This is a genomic window from Streptomyces sp. NBC_01268, from assembly GCF_036240795.1.
Classification (GTDB): domain Bacteria; phylum Actinomycetota; class Actinomycetes; order Streptomycetales; family Streptomycetaceae; genus Streptomyces.
The window spans coordinates 1,197,227-1,219,958 of record NZ_CP108454.1; the positions used below are offsets into that span (position 1 = coordinate 1,197,227).

The 22,732-nt window shown below is 74.7% G+C and carries 22 protein-coding genes; 10 read left to right on the forward strand and 12 right to left on the reverse strand.

Annotated features, from left to right (window positions below; all coding sequences use genetic code 11):
* The first annotated feature begins 177 nt into the window (after window positions 1-177).
* Window positions 178-762, forward strand: a complete 585-nt coding sequence (locus OG309_RS04995) for a TetR/AcrR family transcriptional regulator (protein ID WP_329418502.1) — start codon at window positions 178-180, stop codon at window positions 760-762.
* 17 nt (window positions 763-779) lie between these two features.
* Window positions 780-1,364 carry a DUF4865 family protein gene (locus OG309_RS05000; protein ID WP_329418503.1) on the forward strand — a complete coding sequence of 195 codons (585 nt, stop codon included), beginning with the start codon at window positions 780-782 and terminating at the stop codon, window positions 1,362-1,364.
* Between the two features lie 22 nt (window positions 1,365-1,386).
* Here the strand turns inward: OG309_RS05000 and OG309_RS05005 are convergent, their stop codons facing one another.
* On the reverse strand, window positions 1,387-2,148 hold the full coding sequence (locus OG309_RS05005; RefSeq protein WP_329418504.1) for a class I SAM-dependent methyltransferase: 762 nt from the start codon (window positions 2,146-2,148) through the stop codon (window positions 1,387-1,389).
* A 52-nt stretch (window positions 2,149-2,200) separates the two neighbouring features.
* Window positions 2,201-3,436 (reverse strand): ROK family protein, encoded by a 1,236-nt coding sequence (locus OG309_RS05010; RefSeq protein ID WP_329418505.1) that lies wholly within the window; start codon window positions 3,434-3,436, stop codon window positions 2,201-2,203.
* 148 nt (window positions 3,437-3,584) lie between these two features.
* Here OG309_RS05010 and OG309_RS05015 point away from each other — a divergent pair, with 148 nt between their 5' ends.
* The 3 genes from OG309_RS05015 to OG309_RS05025 all read left to right on the forward strand — a co-directional run bounded on the left by OG309_RS05015 (window position 3,585) and on the right by OG309_RS05025 (window position 6,036).
* On the forward strand, window positions 3,585-4,823 hold the full coding sequence (locus OG309_RS05015) for an MFS transporter (RefSeq protein WP_329418506.1): 1,239 nt from the start codon (window positions 3,585-3,587) through the stop codon (window positions 4,821-4,823).
* A gap of 96 nt (window positions 4,824-4,919) precedes the next feature.
* Complete coding sequence (locus OG309_RS05020) at window positions 4,920-5,261, forward strand: SCO4225 family membrane protein (protein WP_329418507.1); 342 nt, start codon at window positions 4,920-4,922, stop codon at window positions 5,259-5,261.
* Between the two features lie 34 nt (window positions 5,262-5,295).
* Window positions 5,296-6,036 (forward strand): maleylpyruvate isomerase family mycothiol-dependent enzyme, encoded by a 741-nt coding sequence (locus OG309_RS05025; RefSeq protein ID WP_443067626.1) that lies wholly within the window; start codon window positions 5,296-5,298, stop codon window positions 6,034-6,036.
* 11 nt (window positions 6,037-6,047) lie between these two features.
* Here OG309_RS05025 and OG309_RS05030 read toward each other — a convergent pair whose 3' ends face one another.
* The 3 genes from OG309_RS05030 to OG309_RS05040 all read right to left on the reverse strand — a co-directional run bounded on the left by OG309_RS05030 (window position 6,048) and on the right by OG309_RS05040 (window position 8,729).
* The gene (locus OG309_RS05030; RefSeq protein WP_329418509.1) at window positions 6,048-6,713 is read right to left on the reverse strand and encodes a response regulator transcription factor; all 666 of its coding nucleotides are present in this window, start codon (window positions 6,711-6,713) and stop codon (window positions 6,048-6,050) included.
* Complete coding sequence (locus OG309_RS05035; RefSeq protein WP_443067541.1) at window positions 6,710-7,930, reverse strand: sensor histidine kinase; 1,221 nt, start codon at window positions 7,928-7,930, stop codon at window positions 6,710-6,712. Before OG309_RS05035 ends, OG309_RS05030 begins: the two co-directional genes overlap by 4 nt.
* 94 nt (window positions 7,931-8,024) lie before the next feature.
* On the reverse strand, window positions 8,025-8,729 hold the full coding sequence (locus OG309_RS05040) for a TetR/AcrR family transcriptional regulator (RefSeq protein ID WP_329418510.1): 705 nt from the start codon (window positions 8,727-8,729) through the stop codon (window positions 8,025-8,027).
* Window positions 8,730-8,926: 197 nt separating this feature from the next.
* On the opposite strand from OG309_RS05040, the gene OG309_RS05045 reads away from it, so the two are divergent.
* Window positions 8,927-9,394 carry a nitroreductase family deazaflavin-dependent oxidoreductase gene (locus OG309_RS05045; protein ID WP_329418511.1) on the forward strand — a complete coding sequence of 156 codons (468 nt, stop codon included), beginning with the start codon at window positions 8,927-8,929 and terminating at the stop codon, window positions 9,392-9,394.
* A gap of 86 nt (window positions 9,395-9,480) precedes the next feature.
* Here the strand turns inward: OG309_RS05045 and OG309_RS05050 are convergent, their stop codons facing one another.
* Complete coding sequence (locus tag OG309_RS05050) at window positions 9,481-10,899, reverse strand: geranylgeranyl reductase family protein (RefSeq protein WP_402545105.1); 1,419 nt, start codon at window positions 10,897-10,899, stop codon at window positions 9,481-9,483.
* Between the two features lie 189 nt (window positions 10,900-11,088).
* Between OG309_RS05050 and OG309_RS05055 the strand changes: the two genes are divergently transcribed.
* From OG309_RS05055 to OG309_RS05065, 3 genes are all read left to right on the forward strand, one after another.
* Window positions 11,089-12,456, forward strand: coding sequence for a dipeptidase (locus OG309_RS05055; protein WP_329418512.1), 1,368 nt, complete (start codon window positions 11,089-11,091; stop codon window positions 12,454-12,456).
* 250 nt (window positions 12,457-12,706) lie between these two features.
* Window positions 12,707-13,354 carry an MBL fold metallo-hydrolase gene (locus OG309_RS05060; RefSeq protein WP_329428142.1) on the forward strand — a complete coding sequence of 216 codons (648 nt, stop codon included), beginning with the start codon at window positions 12,707-12,709 and terminating at the stop codon, window positions 13,352-13,354.
* A gap of 95 nt (window positions 13,355-13,449) precedes the next feature.
* Entirely contained in the window at window positions 13,450-14,010 is a 561-nt protein-coding gene (locus OG309_RS05065; protein WP_329418513.1) for a hypothetical protein, read from the forward strand.
* A gap of 99 nt (window positions 14,011-14,109) precedes the next feature.
* On the opposite strand, the gene OG309_RS05070 is transcribed toward OG309_RS05065, so the two are convergent.
* Together OG309_RS05070 and OG309_RS05075 are read right to left on the reverse strand one after the other, a co-directional pair.
* Complete coding sequence (locus tag OG309_RS05070) at window positions 14,110-15,150, reverse strand: NUDIX hydrolase (RefSeq protein WP_329418514.1); 1,041 nt, start codon at window positions 15,148-15,150, stop codon at window positions 14,110-14,112.
* A gap of 147 nt (window positions 15,151-15,297) precedes the next feature.
* Window positions 15,298-16,245 (reverse strand): ROK family protein, encoded by a 948-nt coding sequence (locus OG309_RS05075; RefSeq protein ID WP_329418515.1) that lies wholly within the window; start codon window positions 16,243-16,245, stop codon window positions 15,298-15,300.
* 122 nt (window positions 16,246-16,367) lie between these two features.
* On the opposite strand from OG309_RS05075, the gene OG309_RS05080 reads away from it, so the two are divergent.
* Window positions 16,368-17,405: a LacI family DNA-binding transcriptional regulator gene (locus OG309_RS05080; protein ID WP_329418516.1), complete on the forward strand. Its 1,038-nt coding sequence runs from the start codon at window positions 16,368-16,370 to the stop codon at window positions 17,403-17,405.
* A 46-nt stretch (window positions 17,406-17,451) separates the two neighbouring features.
* Here the strand turns inward: OG309_RS05080 and OG309_RS05085 are convergent, their stop codons facing one another.
* From OG309_RS05085 to OG309_RS05100, 4 genes are all read right to left on the reverse strand, one after another.
* Window positions 17,452-19,335 carry a serine/threonine-protein kinase gene (locus tag OG309_RS05085; protein WP_329418517.1) on the reverse strand — a complete coding sequence of 628 codons (1,884 nt, stop codon included), beginning with the start codon at window positions 19,333-19,335 and terminating at the stop codon, window positions 17,452-17,454.
* Between the two features lie 69 nt (window positions 19,336-19,404).
* Window positions 19,405-20,694: a DUF6986 family protein gene (locus tag OG309_RS05090; RefSeq protein WP_329418518.1), complete on the reverse strand. Its 1,290-nt coding sequence runs from the start codon at window positions 20,692-20,694 to the stop codon at window positions 19,405-19,407.
* 183 nt (window positions 20,695-20,877) lie between these two features.
* Entirely contained in the window at window positions 20,878-21,840 is a 963-nt protein-coding gene (locus tag OG309_RS05095; protein WP_329418519.1) for an electron transfer flavoprotein subunit alpha/FixB family protein, read from the reverse strand.
* Between the two features lie 95 nt (window positions 21,841-21,935).
* A complete protein-coding gene (locus tag OG309_RS05100; RefSeq protein WP_329418520.1) occupies window positions 21,936-22,721 on the reverse strand; it encodes an electron transfer flavoprotein subunit beta/FixA family protein in 786 nt (261 codons plus the stop codon).
* Between the last annotated feature and the right edge of the window lie 11 nt (window positions 22,722-22,732).

The window sequence follows — 22,732 nt, forward strand, 5'->3', positions numbered from 1 at the left end:
ATGCTTCGAGCCTCGCCCCGCGCCCCCCTCCGAGTCGTCGTACGCCCAGCGGCTTCGCCCGTACACCCCGGGGAGTACCGAAGGCCCCCGCCCCTGCTTCCACCCGCCCCACCTCCCTCGGCCCCCTGCCGCGCCCCTCCCTCCCCTTCCCCCCCTCTCGACTCTGTACCTACTGGTATGTACAGTCGGGGCATGAGTGCGAGCACGTCCGAGCGACTGATCGAGGCCACCCGCGAGCTCCTCTGGGAGCGCGGTTACGTCGGCACGAGCCCCAAGGCGATCCAGCAGGCCGCCGGAGCGGGGCAGGGCAGCATGTACCACCACTTCACCGGCAAGCCCGACCTCGCGCTCGCCGCGATCCGGCGCACCGCCGAGGAGCTGCGGGCGGCGGCCGAGAGGGTCCTGGACGGTGAGGGTTCGGCGTCCGCGCGCATCGAGGCGTATCTGCTGCGCGAGCGCGACGTGTTGCGCGGCTGCCCGGTGGGGCGGCTGACGATGGACCCGGACGTCGTGGCGGACGCGGAGCTGCGGGCGCCGGTCGACGAGACGCTCGACTGGCTGCGCGGACGGCTCGCCGAGGTGGTCCAGGAGGGCCTGGACCAAGGCGAGTTGACCCCTTCCCTGCGCCCGGACGAGGTGGCCGCGACGGTCGTCGCGACGGTGCAGGGCGGCTACGTCCTGGCTCGCGCGTCGGGCTCCCCCGCCGCCTTCGACGCGGCGGTGCGCGGCCTGCTCGCGCTGCTGTCCCCCCGTACCCGCTGAGCCGAGGAGCGAGCCCCGTGCACGCCATGCAGTACGACATCACCCTGCCCGCCGACTACGACATGGGGATCATCCGCGAGCGGGTGGCCACCCGGGGCCATCTCCTGGACGACTTCCCCGGGTTGGGCCTCAAGGCGTATCTGATGCGGGAGCGGGAGGACGGCTCGCCGGTCAACCAGTACGCGCCCTTCTACCTGTGGGCGACGCCGGAGGGCATGAACGCGTTCTTGTGGGGCCCCGGCTTCCAGGGCATCGTGAACGACTTCGGCCGGCCCGTCGTGCGGCACTGGACCGGACTCGCGTACGGGGAAGGCCCGGCGGCCGCGCACGCGCCGCGCACGGCGACGCGCCGCGCGACCCCGCTCGGCGAGGGCGCGGCTCCCGGCGAGGCGGTCGCCGAGGCGGTCGAAGGGCACGCGGCGGAGGCGAAGGCCGAGGGCGTGGTGGCGAGCGCGCTGGCGATCGACCCGCGCCACTGGGAGCTGGTGTCGTTCACCCTGTGGGCCGGGGCGGAGGCACCGGCCGGGGCGGGCGACCGCTTCCAGGTCCTGCACCTGTCCGCCCCTGGGCTACCGGTCCTCCGCTCGGGTCGGCTGTGGTGACCGCCCCCGCCGTCGTGCGGGCTCAGTCCACCGGCACCAGCGTCAGATACGCCATGCCGAGCACCGCCCGGTAGCCGAGCCAGGCCGAGCGCTGACGGTCGATGCGGGCGCGGGTCTCGTCGGCCTGCGGGTGCCGGGGGTGGGCGGCGAGCCAGACCTCGCTGTCGTGGCGGTAACCGGACTCGAACTCCTCCCACTCCTCCAGGCTCGCCGTCTCGGTCCACGCGGGCCGGAACCCGGCCTCGATCGCGAGGTCGACGAGCGCCGCGAGCGAGGTGTGGTCGTCGGCGTGCGCGCCCGGCCACATCGCGCCGAGCTCCGCCTCCGTCGGGGTGTGCTCCCAGAAGCACTCACCGAGGACGACCCGCCCGCCGGGCCGTACGAGCCGCCGCAGCTCCCGCAGGACGACGGCCGGATCGTACGCGTCGCCGTCGCACAGGGCCTGCCCCGAGCCCAGGCACAGCACCGCGTCGGCGGGCCCGTGCGCCGTGCCGACCCCGGACTCCTCGACGTACGCGACCCGTTCGGCGAGCCCCCGTCCGGCGGCGCGCTCCCGCCCCAGGACCAGTTCGGCCCCGTCGATGTCGATCCCGACCCCCTTGGCGCCGGGCACGGCCTCCAGCACGCGCAGCAACAACTCACCCTGCCCGCACCCGATGTCGAGCACCGTCCCCGGCGCGGCCGCGGCGATCCGCGCGACGAGCCGTCCGGCCCTGTCCTCGGAGAGAGGCCCGTGGAAGGTGAGACCGCTGCCGAGGCGCGGCTGAAGATCATCATTGGTCATGGGCCCGGACCTTAGTCGGCCCGGCCCGGGGCGCCCAGTGGTTTTGTGCGGGCTACTCGGCCGCGACCGGCCCGCCGAGCGCCGCCAGCGGGTCGTCCAGCACCGGCTGCCAGGCCAGTTCCGCGGCGCCCACGAGGCTGTTGTGGTCGAGGGTGCAGGGGAGGATCGGGACGCCGCCGCTGCGGCCCCAGAGGCTGCGGTCGGCGACCACGGCACGGAGGCGGCTCGGATCGGCGTCGAGGAGTTCGCGGTGGAGGCCGCCGAGGATGATGCGGTCCGGGTTGAGGATGTTGACCAGCCCGGCCAGGCCGAGGCCGAGGCGGTCGATCAGCTCCTCGGTGGCGGCGCGTACGCCGGGGTCGTCGGGCTGGTCGCGCAGGAGGTCGCGGGCCTGCTGGAGGAGGGAGACCTCGGGGCCGGGGGCACGGCCCGCGACGGTGAGGAAGGCGAGGGGGTCGGTCTCGACGTCGAGGCAGCCGCGCGAGCCGCAGTGGCAGGGGCGTCCCTCCGGGTTGACGGTGAGGTGGCCGACCTCCAGGGCGAGCCCCGAACTCCCGGTGTGCAGGCGCCCGTCGAGGACGAGGGCGCCGCCGACGCCGCGGTGGCCGGTGGCCACGCACAGCAGGTCCTTCGCGCCGCGCCCCGCGCCGTGGCGGTGCTCGGCGAGGGCGGCGAGGTTCACGTCGTTGCCGGTGAAGGCGGGGCCCTCGATCCCGGCGGCGCGCACCTGCTCGGCGAAGATCTCGCGCACGGGCGCCCCGGCGGGCCAGGCCAGGTGCAGCGGGTTGAGCGCGGTGCCCTCGGGTTCGGCGACGGCGGAGGGCGCGGCCAGGCCGGCGCCGACGCAGCGGCGCCCCGTCTCGCGGAGCAGCCCCGCGCCCGCCTCGACGACGGCACCGAGGACCTGGGCGGGGTCGGCGGAGACGGTGACGCAGCCGGGGGCGGTGGCCACGAGCGTGCCGCCGAGGCTGACGAGCGCGGCGCGGAAGCCGTCGGCGTGGACCTGCGCGGCGAGGGCGACGGGACCCTTCTCGTCGACCGACAGGCGGTGCGACGGGCGTCCCTGCGAGCCGGCCGCGGCGCCCGGGTTGGAGTCGACCCGGATGAGGCCGAGCGCCTCCAGTTCGGCGGCGACGGCTCCGGCGGTGGCGCGGGTCACGCCGAGCTCGGCGGTGAGCACGGCACGGGTGGGCGCCCGTCCCGTGTGCACCAGTTCCAGCGCGGGTCCGAGCGCGCTGCGCCCCCTGTCCAGCCGTGTTCGCGTGGTCGTCGTCACCTTGCCGTTCATGGGGGCGAGTCTCCCATGATCGGTCCGCCCCGGGCCCCCGACGCCCTCCCTTTGGCCGGGTCCCGCCCGCCGTCCCGGCCGGAAGTGCCGCGGCGTCCTCTCGCCGCCCGTGTTGAATCCAGGGCCGTCCGACCCCTATCCTGAGTTTGTGCCGCTACTGAACAAAGTACGGACGGCCGTCTCAGGGGGCCCCGGCGGAGACACCGCTCCCCTCCCCCTGTCCCGCCTCCGCTCCGCCCTGACCCTCTTCTTCGCCCTCGACGGCTTCCTCTTCGCCGGCTGGGTGGTCCGCATCCCCGCCATCAAGCAGCAGACCGGCGCCTCCGCCGGCGACCTCGGGCTCGCGCTGCTCGGCGTCTCCGCGGGCGCCGTCGTCACGATGACGCTCACCGGGCGCCTCTGCCGCCGCTACGGCAGCCACCCCGTGACCGTCGTCACCGCCGTCCTGCTCTCGCTCTCCCTGGCCCTGCCGCCCCTCACCCGCTCCCCGCTCGCGCTCGGCCTCGTCCTGCTCGTGTTCGGCGCCGCGTACGGCGGGATCAACGTGGCCATGAACAGCGCCGCCGTCGACCTCGTCGCCGCGCTCCGCAGGCCCGTGATGCCGAGCTTCCACGCCGCCTTCAGCCTCGGCGGCATGGTCGGGGCCGGGCTCGGCGGGCTCGTCGCCGGCAGCCTGTCGCCCACCGCGCACCTGCTCGGCCTCACCGTCGTCGGACTGCTCCTGACCGCCGCCGCCGGCCCCGTGCTGCTGCGCCACCCGTCCCCCGCCCCTCCGGAGACACTCCCCGCGAACCGGCCGGGCGCCGCGAACACCTCCACCGCCCGCCCCGCCGGGGCCCGCAGGGCCGTGCTCGTCTTCGGCGTGATCGCGCTGTGCACGGCGTACGGGGAGGGCGCGCTGGCCGACTGGGGCGCGCTGCACCTGGCGCAGGACCTGGACGCGCATCCCGGCGTGGCCGCCGCCGGGTACTCGCTGTTCGCGCTGACCATGACGGCCGGACGCCTGTCCGGTACGGCCCTCCTGGAACGGCTCGGGCAGACCCGTACGCTCGTCGTCGGCGGGCTCACCGCGGCCGCGGGCATGCTGCTCGGGGCGCTCGCGCCGACCGTGTGGGCGGCGCTGCTCGGCTTCGCCGTCACCGGGCTCGGCCTCGCCAACATCTTCCCCGTCGCCGTCGCCCGCGCCGGCGCGCTCGCGGGCCCGAGCGGGGTCGCGACCGCCTCCACCCTGGGCTACGGCGGCATGCTGCTCGGCCCGCCGTCCATCGGCTTCCTCGCCGACTGGTTCACCCTGCCCGTGGCGCTCACCACCGTCGCCCTGCTCGCCGCCGGTGCGGCCGCCATGGGGTACGCGACCCGGAACAACCGGATGCACGGGGTGAGTTGAGTAGCCCTACTCAGGCGTCGGCCGGGCCCGCCGAGCACACTTCGGGGACGGGTCCGCGCCGACAGGGAGCGCGGCCGTCGTCTTGAGGAGAGCTCCATGGCCACCGGCCGCCTTCGCTCCGTGCTCCGGCTCACCTTCGGCAACCCCGCCTCGCTCGCGTACCTCGGCCTGGTGGCGGCCGCGGCGCTCTTCCTCGCCTACGCCACCTGGATCCAGGGCGATCCGGGCTTCGCCGGGATCTGGCTCTTCGTGCTGACACTGCCGACCGGCGAGCTCCTCACCCTGCCGCTGATGCTCGCCGCCGGCCCGGAGTCGGAGGGTCCGCCGGCCTGGCTCGTCGAGGCGCTGCTGCTGGTCGCCGCCCTGATCCACTCCTTCCTCATCGGGCTGCTGTACCGGACCGTCCGCCGTCCGCACGACCGGGCCCGGACAGCGTGATCCACCGCGCGCCATAATCCGCGGCATGGACATCCTGAGCACCGACACGCACATCGACGCGCTCGACGCGGCGGGCAGGGCACTCCTGGAAGCCGCCGCGGCGGCCGGACCCGACGCCGAGGTCCCCACCTGTCCGGGTTGGCGGGTGCGGGACCTGCTGCGGCACACCACGGCGGTCCACCACTGGGCCACCAGGCTCGTCGCCGAGGGCCACACCGCGTACCTGCCCTTCGGCGGGGAGCCCGACCACCTGGACGGCGACGCGCTCCTCGCGTACACCCGCGAGGGCCACGCCCGGCTCGTCGAGGCCCTCCGCGACGCCCCCGAGGACCTGGAGTGCTGGACCTTCATGCCGGCCCCCTCGCCCCGCGCGTTCTGGGCGCGGCGGCAGACCCACGAGACGACCGTGCACCGCGCCGACGCCGAGTCCGCGCTCGCCGCCGCGCCCGGCCCGGTCGACCCCGTCATCGCCGCGGACGGGATCGACGAGCTGCTGCGCGGTTTCCACGGCCGCGACCGCAGCCGGGTCCGCACCGACCGGCCGCGCACCCTGCGGATCCGCACCACCGACGGCGGTGACGCGTGGACCGTCCACCTGTCGCCGGAGGTGCCGCGGACGGAGACCGGCGCGGACGGTCCGGCCGACTGCGAGCTGAGCGGGCCCGCCGACCGGCTCTACCTGACGCTGTGGAACCGCCTCCCGTACGAGGCCGTGACCGTCACCGGCGACGCCGGCCTGGCCCGGCTGTGGCGGGAGCGCTCGGCCGTCGGCTGAGCTACGGCGGCTCAGCCGAGCCAGCCCGGTCGGACCAGTCCCGACTCGTAGGCGAGGACGACGAGTTGGGCCCGGTCGCGGGCGCCCAGCTTCACCATCGTGCGGCTCACGTGGGTCTTGGCGGTGAGCGGGCTGACCACCAGGCGGCGGGCGATCTCGTCGTTGGACAGGCCGATGCCGACCAGCGCCATCACCTCGCGCTCGCGCTCGGTGAGTTCGTCGAGTCCGGCGGCCCGCGCCGGCGGCTTGGAGCGGGCCGCGAACTCCTCGATGAGCCGCCGCGTCACCCCCGGCGACAGCAGCGCGTCGCCGTCCACCACCGCGCGCACGGCCCGCAGCAGCTCCTCCGGCTCGGTGTCCTTCACCAGGAAGCCGGAGGCGCCGGAGCGGATCGCCTCGAAGACGTACTCGTCGAGCTCGAACGTGGTCAGCATGACCACCCGGACCGCGCCGAGCTCCGGGTCGCCGGTGATCAGACGGGTGGCGGCGAGGCCGTCGAGGTGCGGCATCCGGATGTCCATCAGGACGACGTCCGGGCGCAGTTCGCGCACCCGGGCGACGGCCTCCTCGCCGTCGGCGGCCTCGCCCGCCACCTCGATGTCCGGCTGGGCGTCCAGGAGGGCGCGGAAGCCCGCCCGGACGAGCGACTGGTCGTCGGCGAGCACGACACGGATCACGAGGGCTCCTCGGGGCGTACGGGAAGGGTGGCGCGCACCCGGAAGCCGCCGTCCGGCCGGGTGCCCGCCTCGATCGTGCCACCGAGCGCGGCGGCCCGCTCCCGCATCCCGGCGAGTCCGTTGCCGCTGCCGCCCGCGTCGCCGCCGGTGGCCGGGCCCGCGTCGTCGACGCACAGGGCGAGGGCGTCCGGGCCGTACCCGAGGACGACCTCGGCGGTGCGCGATCCGGAGTGGCGCACGACGTTGGTCAGCGCCTCCTGCACGATGCGGAAGGCGGCCAGCTCCGTGCCGGGCGGCAGGCGTCTGCGGCGTCCCTCGACCCGGGTCCGCACGGTGAGACCCGCGGCCGCGGCCTGTTCGACGAGTTCGGGCAGGCGGTCCAGGCCGGGGGCCGGGGCGCGGGGCGCGTCGCCGGGGGCGCGCAGGGTGTCGAGGACCTGCCGCACCTCGCCGAGGGCCTCCTTGCTGGCCGCCTTGATGGTGGTGAGGGCGGTACGGGCCTGGGCCGGGTCGGCGTCGAGGAGGGCGAGCCCGACGCCGGCCTGGACGTTGATGACCGAGAGGGAGTGGGCGAGGACGTCATGGAGCTCGCGGGCGATCCGCAGGCGTTCCTCGTCGGCCCTGCGGCGTTCGACGGCGGCCCGCTCGGCACGTTCCTTCGCCCACTGCTCACGGCGGACCCGGGCGAGTTCGGAGGCGGCGAGGATCGCGACGGCGAAGGCGGCGACCGGGAGTTCCTGGCCCCAGGGGGCGGGGCCGTCGCCGCCGGGCGGCAGCCAACGGTAGAGCCAGTGCGCGAGCAGCAGGTGGCCGGCCCACAGGATCCCGAGCGCCCACCAGGCGGCCCGCCGGTGCCCGTGCACGACGGCGGCGAAGCAGGCCACCGCGACGGCGGCGAAGACCGGGCCGTACGCGTAACCCGCCGCCAGGTACCCGAGGGTGACCGCCGACACGCCGAACACCACCGGGACGGGGTGGCGGTGACGCAGGAGCAGCGGGGCGCAGGCGAGCAGGAGCAGGGCGCGGCCGAGGGCGTCGAGGGCGAGCCGGTCGGGCTGGTTGCGGGTGGCGAAGCCCGTGCCGACCATGACGAACACGGTGACGACGAGGGTCGAGCGCCAGGGCGGTCCGGCGCCCGGTCCGTGTGCCGCCCACTGCCAGGGGCGCGGCCACGGCGGGCCGCCGTGGCCGGGTCTGCTCGTCGGATGCGCGTCCATGGCGCCACGCTAGACGGGGCCGGGGCGCGGGGGCGTCCGCCGGGCGGGGTGCTCACCCGTACTCCCGGGGGAGTACGGGCGTCCCGCCTCGGCGTCAGACCGCGGGCAGCAGCCCCACCTCGCGGCCGAGGCGCTCGGCGGCGGCGGCGAAGAAGGCCTCCCGGTCCTCGACGACCCGGTGGAACTGGCCGAAGAGCTCGAAGGAGATCAGCCCGAAGAGCTGGGCCCACGCGGCGACGAGGGCGGTAGCGAGGGCGGGCGGCAGATCGGGGGTCAGCTCGGCGGCGAGCCGCTCGGCCTCGGGGCGCAGCGCGGGCGCGAGGGGCGGCAGGGCGATGCCCGGGCCCTGGTACGCGGCGCGGGCGAGGGAGACGAGGACGAGGCCGACGCGGGCGGCGGGGCCGACGGTGTCCTGGGGGGCGGAGTAGCCGGGGACCGGGGAGCCGTAGATGAGGGCGTACTCGTGCGGGTGGGCGACGGCCCAGGCCCGGACGGCGCGGCAGACGGCGGTCCACCGGGCGAGGTGGTCGGCGGGGGCGGTGGCCGCCGTGGCGGCGTCGGCCTGTTCGGCCGCGGCGCCGACGGCGTCGTAGGCGTCGACGATGAGGGCGGTGAGGAGGTCGTCGCGGCTGGGGAAGTAGCGGTACAGCGCGGAGGACACCATGCCGAGCTCGCGGGCGACGGCGCGCAGGGAGAGCTTGGCGGCGCCCTCGGCGGCGAGCTGGGTGCGGGCCTCGTCCTTGATGGCCGCGGTGATCTCGATGCGGGCGCGGGCGCGGGCTCCTTGAACGGGGGTCATGGTGAGCAGTCTGCCACGTTTCGGAGCACCGCACCGAAACGAGAGCACCGCTCTTGCTTTGGAGCGCCGATCCGTGCACACTGGTGTCAAGCGAGAGCAGTGCTCACGAAACGGAGCACCGCTTCAGATCCCCCTCCGATCCCGCCTCCCGGACACGCCTCCCGGGACGCCGATCCCGGACCCCACAGGAGCCTTCGATGCCGTCCTCGCAGCCCCAGCCCCAGCCGTACTACCTCCAGGGCAGCCCCCTCGCCATCCGCTTCAACGGCCTCGTCGGCTGGCTGGCCCGCCACGGCGTCAGCCTCCTCGGCTCCGCCGAGCTCTCCGTGCGGGGCCGCAAGAGCGGCCGGATGCAGCGCATCCCGGTCAACCCGTACGAGCACGGGGGCACCCAGTACCTGGTCTCGGCCCGCGGCCACTCCCAGTGGGTCCGCAACATGCGGGCGGCCGGCGGCGGCGAACTGCGGGTCGGCCGCAAGGTGCGCCCCTTCACCGCCGTCGAGGTGACGGACGCCGAGAAGCCGGAGGTGCTGCGTGGCTATCTCCAGCGCTGGGGCTGGGAGGTCAACCAGTACTTCCAGGGCGTGACCGCGCAGTCCACGGACGCGGAGCTGGCGGCCGCCGCCCCCGACCACCCCGTCTTCCGCATCACCGTCACGAAGTGAGGGCGGCACGGATCCGCTCCGTACCGCCCTCGTACCGCCGTCTGCCGATCCGTCAGGACCGGACCCGGCCGCCTCTCACACGCGCCTCAGGAGACCTCGGGCACCTGGGTGCCGTCCGAGGCACCGCGCTCGCCCGGCTCCACCCCGGCGGCGGGGGCGGCGTCCTGCGCCGGCCCCTCCGGCACGGAATCCTCGTCCTTGCGGGAGGCGACACCCCGTCCCGCCGGACCCACACCCGACTCGGTGTCCATGCGGCGGTCCAGCAGGTCGAGCGCGCGCCGCGCCAGACCGTTGCCACGGACCATGCCGCCCAGGGTGGCCGAGCCGCGCGTGATGTCGGCGAAGGCGTTCCACGCGGGGCGCAGTCCCGTTATGGTCGCGTGCAGCAGACCCGGGCGCCGCTCGAACAGCGCCAACATCCGGCGGCCGACGGCCATCTCGACGCCGAGGCCGGCCTTGATGGCGAAGGCGTAGTTCAGCGCCTGCCGCCGCGCGTCCACGGCGTCGCCCGCCTCGGCGACCCGGACCGCCCACTCGCCGGCGAGCCGGCCGGAGCGCAGCGCGAAGGAGATGCCCTCCCGGGTCCACGGTTCGAGGAGACCGGCCGCGTCGCCGCAGACCAGAACCCGGCCGCGGGACAGCGGCGAGTCGTCCGTGCGGCAGCGGGTCAGATGACCGGAGGAGACGGCCGGTTCGAAGCCCGCGAGGCCCAGCCGGGCGACGAAGTCCTCCAGGTAGCGCTTGGTGGCGGCACCCTCCCCGCGCGCCGAGATGACGCCGACGGTCAGCGTGTCGCCCTTGGGGAACACCCAGCCGTAACTGCCCGGCAGCGGGCCCCAGTCGATGAGGACGCGTCCCTTCCAGTCCTCGGCGACCGACGGCGGGACGGGGATCTCGGACTCCAGGCCGAGGTCGACCTGACCCAGCTTCACGCCGACGTGCGCCCCTATCCGGCTGGCGCTTCCGTCGGCGCCCACGACGGCGCGGGCGAGGACGGTCTCGCCGTCGGCGAGGACGACGGCGACCGTGCGGCGGTCCGGCACGGACTGCCCGTGCTGCTCGACGCGGCTGACGGTGGCTCCGGTGCGCAGCTCGGCGCCCGCCTTCTGCGCGTGCTCGACGAGCTGGGCGTCGAACTCGGGCCGGTTGATCAGCCCGAACAGCATGCGGCGCGAGCGGCGGGTGCGGGCGAAGCGCCCGTTGTGCGAGAAGGTGACGGCCTTGACCCGGTCCTGCAGCGGCAGTTCGAAGCCGGGCGGCAGCGCGTCGCGCGACGGGCCGATGATGCCTCCGCCGCAGGTCTTGTAACGGGGGAGCTCGGCCTTCTCCAGGAGCAGCACCCGACGGCCGGCGACGGCCGCCGCGTACGCCGCGGAGGCTCCGGCGGGTCCAGCACCCACCACGACCACGTCCCAGACCACGGGCGGCCCCCCGTCCGGACCCACCGACCCCGCTCCGGCCACGCCGGACTCCGCCGCTCCGGCGTCTGCGTTCTCGCTGCTCACGATGTGCTTCTGCTCCTGATCCGACCGGTGGTGCCTGCTCTGTACGCATCCTACGGCCCGGTAGCCGGGCCGGACCGCGCCGCCCCGGGCCGACCCGCGCCGTAGGATCGGCCATGCGTTCGTCGTACAACCGATACACGCCGAACGAGCTCACCACGTCACAACGTCGCACCCACCAGGAGCGTGCCCATGACCGCGAATCCGATCGCCGAGACCATTGCGTCCCTGATGCCCCGCGCCAAGGCGGAGCTGACGGAGCTGGTGGCCTTCCAGTCGGTCGCGGACGAGGCCGTCGCCCCGCGCAGCGAGTGCGAGGCAGCCGCGAACTGGGTGGCCGACGCGCTGCGTACCGAGGGCTTCCAGGAGGTGGCGCTGCTCGACACCCCGGACGGCTCGCAGTCCGTGTACGGCGTGCTGCCCGGCCCGGCCGGTTCCCCGACCGTCCTCCTGTACGCGCACTACGACGTGCAGCCGATGCTGGTCGAGTCCGCCTGGGTGACCCCGCCGTTCGAGCTGACCGAGCGGGCGGACGGGCGCTGGTACGGGCGCGGCGCGGCCGACTGCAAGGGCGGCTTCATCATGCACCTGCTGGCGCTGCGCGCCCTCAAGGCGAACGGCGGGATCCCGGTCACGGTCAAGGTGATCGTGGAGGGTTCGGAGGAGCAGGGCACCGGCGGCCTGGAGCGGTACGCGGAGGCGCACCCGGAGCTGCTGGCCGCCGACGCGATCGTCATCGGCGACGCGGGCAACTTCCGGGTCGGCCTGCCGACCGTGACGGCGACGCTGCGCGGCATGACGATGATCCGGGTCACCATCGAGACGCTCCAGGGCAACCTGCACTCGGGCCAGTTCGGCGGTGCCGCGCCGGACGCGCTCGCCGCGCTGATCCGCGTCATGGACTCGCTGCGCGACGAGACCGGCGCGACCGTGATCGACGGGCTGCCCGCGGACGCCGTGTGGGAGGGGCTGCAGTACCCGGAGGCCGACTTCCGCAAGGACGCCAAGGTGCTGGACGGGGTGGAGCTGCCGGGCGTCGGCACCGTCGCCGACCGGATCTGGGCGCGGCCCGCGGTGACCGTCATCGGCATCGACGCGCACCCCGTGGCCGGTGCCACGCCGTCGATCCCCTCGACCGCCCGCGCGCAGCTCAGCCTGCGGGTGCCGCCCGGCCAGGACGCCGTGAAGGCGACCGAGCTGCTGTTCGCGCACATCGAGAAGCACACCCCGTGGAACGCCCGGGTGAGCATGGAGCAGGTCGGCCAGGGTCAGCCGTTCCAGGCGGACACGTCGAGCCCGGCGTACACCTCGATGGCGGAGGCGATGCGGATCGCGTACCCCGGCGAGGAAATGCAGACGGCCGGCATGGGCGGCTCGATCCCGCTGTGCAACACGCTGGCCGCGATGTACCCGGAGTCGGAGATCCTGCTCATCGGCCTGAGCGAGCCGGAGGCCCAGATCCACGCGGTGAACGAGTCGGTGTCGCCGCAGGAGCTGGAGCGCCTGTCGGTGGCGGAGGCGCACTTCCTGCTGAACTACGCGGCTTCCAAGCAGGGTTGATCCAGGACCCGACAAGCGACATGACGCTCTGGGCGTAACTCGCCCAGAGCGTACACGCGTGCGGTGGGCGTACTCCCTTCCGTACGTTCGCCGTATGAGCGACGCAGAGCACGTAGACCACGCAGAGCACACAGGGCACGGAGAGCACGCAGAGCACACGGAGCACGTGGACCACCCGCACCCCGCCCCCGGCGCGGGCGATCACGACGCCCGGCTCGTCGAGCTCGTCGAGCTCACCCCCCAGCTGCACATGCTGCGCCTGCCCGTCGGCCAGGCGTACGTGTGGCGGGACGGCACCGAGCTGACCCTCGTCGACGCCGGGTGGACGGGCGCGGCGGACGGCATCGAGGCGGCGCTGCGCGGCGCGGGCCTCGACCCGGCCCGGATCCGCCGGATCGTGCTCACCCACTGCCACCGCGACCACGTGGGGGCGGCGCAGGAACTGGCCGACCGCTTCGGCGCCGAGATCCTGGCGCACGCGCTGGACGCCCCGGTGATCCGGGGCGAACGCCCGGTACCGGAGCCGGACCTGCTCGACTGGGAGCTGCCCCTGTACGCGCACGGGCTGACCGTGCCGGAGGCCCCGCCCACCCGGGTGGACCGGGAGGTCGCCGACGGCGAGGAGCTGGGCTTCGGCGACGGCGCGGTGGCGCTGCACACCCCGGGGCACACCCCTGGTTCCCTCGCGGTCCATCTCCCGCGCCACGGGGTGCTGTTCACCGGCGACACGGTGGCCACGGTCCAGGGCGTGTCCTTCGGCGTCTTCCACGTGGACCGGGAGCGGGCAAGGGAGTCGATGCGGCGGCTGGCGGAGCTGGAGCCGTCGGTGCTGTGCTGCGGCCACGGCGACCCGGTCACGGACGACACCGCCGAACAGCTCAGGAAGGCAGCCGCCTGAGGCGCTCCGACGGAGGGAACCACCGGCACGTCGGTCACCGTCCTCTCCCCCGGTCCGGCCCGCGACGGGGCGGACGAGTGCTCTCGGGGGGACGCATGGCAGAGGTCGGTGCCGAGGTGGCCGCGGAAGGCGCGGCGGCGCGCACCCGGCGGTTGCGCCGGGCGGGGATCCTCGGCGGGGCGATCGGCGGAGGGATCGGTGGCGCGGGCACGGCGGTCCAGGGGCTCGACACGGGTTTCCCGTGGTGGGTCGTGGGCCCCTTCGTGGCCCTGGGCGTCACGGTCGGCGTCCTGGCGGGGGTGCGGCACGGGCGCGAGGACCGGGCGCAGAAGGACTCGCTGGAGCCTCACGAGACCGTGCTCAACGTCTACGGGGTGTGGCGGTGTCCCGCGCCGCCGCGGAGCGGCATGGTCTCCCCGGAGAACGCTCCGTACCAGTTGCACACGACCACCCGGCACCTGCAGTTCTGGAAGGGCGAGGACCTGGTGTGGGCGCATCCGTGGCACGAGGTGCGCGCCGAGGCGGACGGCCCCTTGTTGCGCGTGCTGCGTGCGGGCGTGGAGATCGCGCTCGTGGAGCAGCCGGCGGCACCGGGGATGCCGGAGGAGTTCTGCTTCGTGGCCGAACGGATCGCCGCCCGGTTCGGCCGGCGCTGAGGGTCGTCACCGCCGAGGCTGTCGCCGCGGGGGCAGCGGCCGCTCAGAGAGGAGCAGCCGCTCAAGGAGGAGCAGCCGCTCGTGAACGGGCGACTCCCCTCAGCCGACCGGGTCCCCGGCCTCCAGGTTGAGGACGGTGCCGCGTTCCCGGGCGCGCAGGGCCCAGCGGAGGCGGCGGTAGCGGACCGGGGGCAGCAGGTCCGCCGCCTCCTCCTCGGTGACGAAGCGCCAGGCGCGGAGCTCGGCGCCGGGCAGGAGGAGCCGGTCGGCGTCGGCGGCGGACAGCCGGCCGCCGTCGAACAGGAGGCGCAGGCCGCCGAATCCGGGCGGCTGGGGGCGCTCCCAGTCGACGAGCAGCAGCCGCGGTACGGCCTTGAGTTCGAGTCCGATCTCCTCGGCGACCTCGCGCATGCCGGCGCGGGCGGGCGGCTCGCCGGGTTCGACGACGCCGCCGGGGAACTCCCAACCGGGCTTGTACGTGGGGTCGACGAGGAGGAAACGATCCTGCTCGTCGAAGAGCAGGACGCCCGCGGCGAGGGTCTCGCCGGTGGGTTCGGGGGTCTGGACGATGCCGCAGGGGGCGGCGAGCCCGGCGGCGACGGCGTCGGCGACGGTCCGCGCGGCCTCGGCCGAGGTGCGCGCGCCGTTGTCGACGGCGTAGGCGTCGTCGCCGAGCCAGCCGTGGAGCGCGGCGCGGTACGGCTCGATGTGCCGGTGGCACCAACGGCGGGTCCGGTCCTCGGCGTCGGGGTCGTCGGGGTGTTCGCGGCGGGTGTCGATCCGCTCGCGCAGGATCGTTTCGTCCGGGGTGAGGACGACATGCCGCACCTCGATGCGGCGGGCCGCGAGCGCGCCGAAGATCTCGTCCCGGTACTCCTGCCGCAGCAGGGTCATGGGGACCACGAGCACCCCGCCGACCTCGGCGAGCAGCGCGGCCGCGGTGTCCACGACGAGTCGGCGCCAGATCGGCAGGTCCTGGAAGTCGTCGACCTCCGCGAGCCGTTTCTGCGGAAGCAGCAGGCTCAGGCCGCCGCCGACGAGCTCCGGGTCGTACAGGGTGCTGTTCGGGATCAGATCGACCAGCTCGCGCGCGGTGCTTGTCTTCCCCGCGCCGAACGCACCGTTGATCCAGACGATCACGGTTCCCCCTCTTCGTATGCCCCCTGTGGCTTGCCCGCACCACCCTGCCACGGAAACCCCTCGGGAGGGCCGGGAGCCGGCCCGGGCGCGGAGCACGCACCCGGTACGGGGCCGGGGGCACCCGTCAGGACGGCGGCGGGCCGCCCGTCAGGTCAGCCGCGGGCCCTCCTTCGGGCGGGGCACGGCCGCCGCAGCCCCGAGCAGCCCCGCGTCGGTCCCGGTGAGCGCGGGGACGACGGCGAGGCCATCCACGAACGAGAGCGTGGCGTAGGAGCGCAGGCTGCGGCGGAGCGGAGCGAACAGGACCTCGCCCGCTCCCGCCACTCCCCCGCCGACGACGGCGATGTCGATCTCGACCAGGCTGGCGGTGGCGGCGATGCCGGCCGCGAGGGCCTGGGCGGCCCGTTCGAAGGAGGCGACGGCCACGGGGTCGCCGGCTCGGGCCGCGGCGGCCACCGCGGCGGCGGAGGAGTCGCCGTCGGGCCCGGGGCGCCAGCCGTCGGCCAGGGCGCGGCGGGCGATGTGGGGGCCGCTGGCGATCCGTTCGACACAGCCGCGCCCGCCGCAGGCGCATGGGTCGCCGTCGAGGTCGACGCTGATGTGGCCGATGTGCCCGGCGTTGCCGGTGGGGCCGGGGTGGACCCGCCCGTTCAGGACCAGCCCGCCGCCCACGCCGGTCGAGACGACCAGGCACAGCGCGTTGTCGTGGCCCCGCGCGGCGCCCATCCAGTGCTCGGCGGCCGTCATGGCGACGCCGTCGCCCACCAACGTGACCGGACGTCCGCCGGTCGCCCGGTGGACCCGCTCGACCAGGGGGAAGTCCCGCCACCCGGGCACGTTGACCGGGCTGACCGTGCCCGCGGAGGCGTCGACGGGCCCCGCGCTGCCGATGCCGACGGCCCCGGCCGAGTCCCAGAGCGGGGAGCGGGCCAGCTCGTCGAGGACGGCCTCGACCGCGCGCACGACCGTCTCGCCGTCCTCCCGCGCGGGCGTGGGCCGCTGCGCCCGTACGAGGATCCGGCCGGCTCCGTCGACCAGCGCACCGGCGATCTTGGTGCCGCCGATGTCGAGGGCGACGACGAGGTCAGTGCTCATGGGCTCCGGGTCTCCGTGGGGCAAGGGGTGCGATCTACAGTCTCCCCACCTCTGACAACGTTGTCCAGGCCCTATGCTCGACAGCGACGAGATCGGAACACACGACGGAGGAACCGCACACCGTGGCCGACACCGCCCGCCGCCCCGAGCACCGCTACGGCAATCGGCCCACGATGAAGGACGTCGCCGCCCGCGCGGGCGTCGGCCTGAAGACCGTCTCCCGCGTCGTCAACGGCGAGCCCGGGGTCACGCCCGACACCGAGCGGCGCGTCCAGGAGGCCATCGACTCCCTCGGTTTCCGCCGCAACGACAGCGCGCGGGTGCTGCGCAAGGGGCGTACGGCATCCGTGGGACTGGTCCTGGAGGACCTGGCCGACCCGTTCTACGGCCCCCTCAGCCGCGCCGTCGAGGAGGTCGCCCGAGCCCACGGGGCGCTGCTCATCAACGGCTCCAGCGCGGAGGACCCGGACCGCGAGCAGGAGCTGGCGCTCGCGCTGTGCGCGCGGCGGGTCGACGGGCTCATCGTCATCCCGGCGGGCTCCGACCACCGTTACCTGGAGCCGGAGATCCAGGCGGGCGTCGCCACCGTCTTCGTCGACCGCCCGGCGGGACGCATCGACGCGGACGCCGTCCTCTCCGACAGCCACGGCGGCGCCCGCCAGGGCGTGGCCCACCTGATCGCCCACGGCCACCGCCGCATCGGCTTCATCGGCGACCGCCCCCGCATCCACACGGCCACGGAGCGCCTCCGCGGCTACCGGGCGGCCATGGAGGACGCGGGCCTGGAGGTGGCCGAGGAGTGGATCTCCCTCGGCCCGACCGAACCGGACCGGGTCGCCCAGGCGGTCGAGGCGATGTTGTCCGGTCCGAACGCGGTCACGGCCCTGTTCGCCGGCAACAACCGCGTGACGGTGACGGCCGTGCGGACCCTCGCGGCGCGCGAGACGCCGGTCGCCCTGGTCGGCTTCGACGACATCGAGCTGGCCGACCTCCTCGGGATCACCGTCATCGCCCAGGACGCGGCCGCGCTGGGCCGCACGGCCGCGGAACGCCTCTTCCGCCGCCTGGACGGCGTCGAGGAGCCCCCCACCACGGTGGTGATCCGCACGACGCTGATCCCCCGGGGCTCGGGCGAGATCGCGCCACCGAGGGACAGCTGACAGGCCGACGGGAAGGGGGCGTGGCCGCGAGCCCCGCTCCGGCCGCCTAGCAGATCCGCAGCCCCTCGACGGGACCGCCGCCCGAACCGCCCTTCAGGTGCAGCACGCTGACGTAGACGTTGGTGTTGCCGCTGTCGTCGTCGGTCCGGGCCCACCAGCGGCTGCTGCGCCCCCCGTAGGTCTCGCTGTGATCGAGATCCACCTGGCAGAAGAACTCCTGCGGTCCCGCGCCCACGGTCCCCATCTCACCGCCGTCGTACCTCGTGCTCGTGGCCGTCCGCACCACCTGGCAGGTGGCGGAGGACCCGGACGCGGTGCACCCGGAGGCGACGGGCGGGGTGGTGGTGGCCGGGGCGGCGATGGTCGGCCCGGCACCGGCGGTGGCCGCGGCACCGCCACCGCCACCGCCCTTGCTCGGGGCGGGCGCCGCCCCGGTGGCACCGGGGGACGCGCCGGCGCTCTTCCCCGGGGGTACGTCGCCCGTGGCCGAGCCGCCTCCGCTCGGCGTGGCGCTCTCGCCGGGCCCGGGCGACCTCGTGGCCGGGCCCGTGGCGGACCCGCTGCTCCGCGGCACGTCGGCGCGGCCGTCCAGCACCCGCCCGGGCTCCCCCGTGGCCCCCTGGGCGGGCTGGTCACCGGCCGCCGCGGCACCGCCCGACGTCCGGTCGATCGCGCCGTAGGTGATGCCGCCGCCGACGAGGACCACCCCGGCCACGGCGGCGGCGACGACCCCCCGCCTGCGGCGCCGCTCACGCGCACGCCCGCCGGCCCCGCCCCGCCCGGGCGGGGCGGCCGCCTCACCCAACGGCGGGGCGGGTGGCCCGAAGGAACCCATGGGCACGGGCACGGCGGCAGGCACAGGTGCGGACACGGACATGGGTACGGGCACGGGCGCCGGCAGGGCCTCGGCGCCGGGCGCGTCCGCGGCCGCGGACCCACTCGCCGCCACGGGCTCGGCGACAGGCGGGGGCACGGGCACGGGCACGGGCACGGACCCGGGCACAGACACGGACTCAGCCACGGGCGTACCGGCAGCCGCAGCGGCAGCCACACCCTCGCCGCCGGCCTCCACCGCGGCCCCGGCGGCACCCTCCGCCCCCGCCACGACCTCCGCCAGCATCCCCGCCGCCTCCCGCGCGGAGGGCCGCCCCTCCGGGTCCTTGCACAGCAGCCGGAGGAGCACCGGCGTCAGGACGCCGGACCGGACCGGGTCCGGAAGGGGGTCGGTGACGATGGCCGCGAGGGTGGACCAGGTGGACGTACGCCGGAAGGGCACGGCCCCTTCGACCGCCGCGTACAGGGTGGCGCCGAGCGCCCACACGTCGGCGGCGGGCCCGGGGGCGGCGCCGCGGGCGCGTTCCGGGGAGAGGTAGTCGAGGGAGCCGACGATCTCGCCGCTGCGGGTGAGGCGGGCGGCGGAGCCGTCGCCGGGGTCCTCGATGGTGGCGATGCCGAAGTCGGTGAGGAGGACCCGGCCGGAGCGGTCGAGCAGGATGTTGCCGGGCTTGACGTCCCGGTGCAGCACGCCGGCCTCGTGCGCGGCGGCCAGCGCCTCCAGGACGCGGGCACCGATGCGGGCGGCCTCGACGGGGTCGAGGGGGCCTTGGGCGGCGAGGACGTCGTCGAGAGAGGGGCCGTCGACGAGCTCCATGACGATGACCGGCCGGCCCTCGTGCTCGGTGACGTCGTGGACGGCGACCACTCCGGGGTGCCGGACCCGGGCGGCGGCACGGGCCTCCCGCTGCATGCGCAGGCGCATGGCGTCGAGCTCGGGCGCCGCGGTGTCCGTGTAGGTGCGCAGTTCCTTGACGGCCACTTCGCGGCCGAGGACTTCGTCGACGGCCTGCCAGACGACGCCCATGCCGCCGCGGCCGAGCCTGCGCACGATTCTGTAGCGGCCCGCGAGCCGCCCGTTCTCCCCCGATGACACCGCTGCCCCGTTCCCTGTCGAACTTGTGAACTCGTACAGGGTACGGGGCAGTTGGCGCGAAAGTGACGTTTACTGCGCCTGAGCCGTGAGATCGCCGCGGCGCGGGGAGGCGAAACGGTCGAGGTCGGCGCGGGTGAGACCGGTGAGGGCGTCGACCTCCGCGGTGTCGAGGGCGCCGCAGTCGATGCCGCGCAGCAGGTAGGAACTGAGCGCCTTGGCGGTGGCGGGCTCGTCCATGACGTCGCCGCCCGCGTGGTTGGCGTAGGCGGAGAGGCGCTTGGCGGCGGTCTCGTAGCCTTCGCGGTAGAAGGCGAAGACGGCGGCGTAACGGGTGGGGATGTGACCCGGGTGCATGTCCCAGCCCTGGTAGTAGGCGCGGGACAGGGCGCGGCGGGTGAGCCCGTAGTGCAGCTTCCACGCCTCGTGGACGTGGGCGGTGGGGCCGACGGGGAGGACGTTGGTGGAGCCGTCGGAGACGCGTACGCCGGTGCCGGCGGCGGCGACCTGCATGATCGCCTTGGCGTGGTCGGCGGCGGGGTGGTCGCTGGCCTGGTAGGCGGCGGAGATGCCGAGGCAGGCGCTGTAGTCGAAGGTGCCGTAGTGGAGGCCGGTGGCGCGGCCCTCGGCGGTGTCGATCATGCGGGCGACGGCGGCGGTGCCGTCGGCGGCGAGGATGGACTGGCTGGTCTCGATCTGGATCTCGAAGCCGAGCCGGCCGGCGTCGAGGCTGTGGGCCTTCTCGAAGGCTTCGAGGAGCCGGACGAAGGCGGTGACCTGCTCGGGGTAGGTGACCTTGGGGAGGGTGAGGACGAGCCCGTCGGGCAGGCCGCCGTTCTCCATGAGGCCGGTGAGGAAGACGTCGGTGGTGCGGATGCCGCGGTCGCGTACGGCGGCCTCCATGCACTTCATCCGGATGCCCATGTACGGGGCGGCACTGAGGTCCGCGTAGGCCTCGGTGATGATCCGCGCGGCGCGGGCGGCATCGTGGTCCTCGTCCGTGCCGCCGTAGCCGTCCTCGAAGTCGACGCGGAGGTCCTCGACGGGCTCGCGCTCCAGCTTGGCGCGGACGCGGCCGTAGACGTCCTCGGCGAGGTCGTCGGAGAGCCCGAGGACGCCGGCGAAGGTGGCGGCGTCGGGGGCGTGCTCGTCGAGGGCGGCGAGGGCCTGGTCGCCCCAGGAGCGGATGGTTCCGGCGTCGAAGAGGTTGCCGGGCACGTAGACGGTGTGGACGGGCTGGCGGGTGCCGGGGTCTCCCGGGTAGCGCCGGTCCAGCTCGGCGTCCACGGCGGTGAGGGAAGCGCTGATCTCCTCGCTGACCGCGCCCGCGAGGCTCGTCGACACCTTCTCCTGCTGACCCATCCCACATCCTCCTGTTTTCCGCTGCACGGAATCAACAATCCGTATAGCGAAGTTAATGGCCCGCCGGGACCCGCGTCAATGGGTGTCCGAAACGACCGGGGGCCGCGCGGTGAAGATCACCACGCGGCCCCCGGACCGTAAAAGAACCGCAGGTCAACCGGTCACCCGGTCGGCCCTCACCTCTTAGCCCTTGCGGGCCTTGACCTCGTCCGTCAGCTGCGGCACGACGTCGAACAGGTCGCCGACGACGCCGTAGTCGACCAGGTCGAAGATCGGGGCCTCGGCGTCCTTGTTGATGGCCACGATGGTCTTCGAGGTCTGCATGCCCGCGCGGTGCTGGATCGCACCGGAGATGCCGGAGGCGATGTACAGCTGCGGCGAGACGGACTTGCCGGTCTGGCCGACCTGGTTGGAGTGCGGGTACCAGCCGGCGTCGACGGCGGCGCGGGAGGCGCCGACGGCGGCACCGAGGGAGTCGGCGAGCGCCTCGATGATCGCGAAGTTCTCGGCACCGTTGACGCCGCGGCCGCCGGAGACCACGATCGCGGCCTCGGTCAGCTCCGGGCGGCCGGTCGACTCGCGCGGGGTGCGGGCGACGACCTTGGTGCCGGTGGCCTGCGCCGAGAAGGAGACGGCGAGCGCCTCGACGGCGCCGGCGGCCGGGGCGGCCTCCACGGCGGCCGAGTTCGGCTTGACCGTGATGACCGGGGTGCCCTTGGAGACACGGGACTTGGTGGAGAAGGAGGCGGCGAACGCGGACTGCGTCGCGACCGGACCCTCGGCACCGGCCTCCAGGTCGACGGCGTCGGTGATGATGCCGGAGCCGATGCGCACCGCGAGACGGGCGGCGATCTCCTTGCCCTCGGCGGAGGACGGGACGAGCACGGCGGCCGGGGAGACGGCGTCGTACGCGGCCTGGAGGGCGTCGACCTTCGGGACGACGAGGTAGTCGCCGAACTCGGGGGCGTCGGCGGTCAGGACGCGGGTGGCACCGTGCTCGGCGAGGGCCGCGGCGGTGTCGGCGGCGCCGTTGCCCAGGGCGACGGCGACGGGCTCGCCGAGGCGGCGCGCCAGGGTGAGCAGCTCCAGGGTGGGCTTGCGGACGGCTCCGTCGACGTGGTCGACGTAGACGAGAATCTCAGCCATGGGACTTCAATCTCCTGCGGAAGAAACGGGACGGCCTGAGGGGGCGGCGCGGAGCGCGCGGGTCCGGGGCGGAACCGCGGCCCGCGGACTGCGGATCAGATGAACTTCTGCTCCGCGAGGAACGCGGCGAGCTGCTTGCCGCCCTCGCCCTCGTCCTTGACGATCGTGCCCGCGGTGCGCGCCGGACGCTCGGCGGCCGAGTCGACCTTGGTCCAGGAGCCCTCCAGGCCGACCTCGTCCGCCTCGATGTCGAGGTCGGACAGGTCCAGGGACTCCACCGGCTTCTTCTTGGCGGCCATGATGCCCTTGAAGGACGGGTAGCGCGCCTCGCCCGACTGGTCGGTCACGGAGACGACGGCCGGCAGGGAGGCCTCCAGCTGCTCGGAGGCGGTGTCGCCGTCACGGCGGCCCTTCACGGTGCCGTCCTCGACGGAGACCTCGGAGAGCAGCGTGACCTGCGGGACGCCCAGGCGCTCGGCGAGGATGGCCGGGAGGACACCCATGGTGCCGTCGGTGGAGGCCATGCCGGCGATGACGAGGTCGTAGCCGGTCTTCTCGATCGCCTTGGCGAGCACCAGCGAGGTGCCCATGACGTCGGTGCCGTGCAGGTCGTCGTCCTCGACGTGGACGGCCTTGTCGGCGCCCATGGAGAGCGCCTTGCGCAGCGCGTCCTTGGCGTCCTCGGGGCCGACGGTCAGCACGGTGACCTCGGCGTCGTCGGCCTCTTCCGCGATCTGGAGCGCCTGCTCGACCGCGTACTCGTCCAGCTCGGACAGCAGGCCGTCGACGTCGTCACGGTCGACGGTCAGGTCGTCCGCGAACTTCCGGTCGCCAGTGGCGTCCGGCACGTACTTCACACAGACAACGATCCTCAAGCTCACGCCGGCTCTCC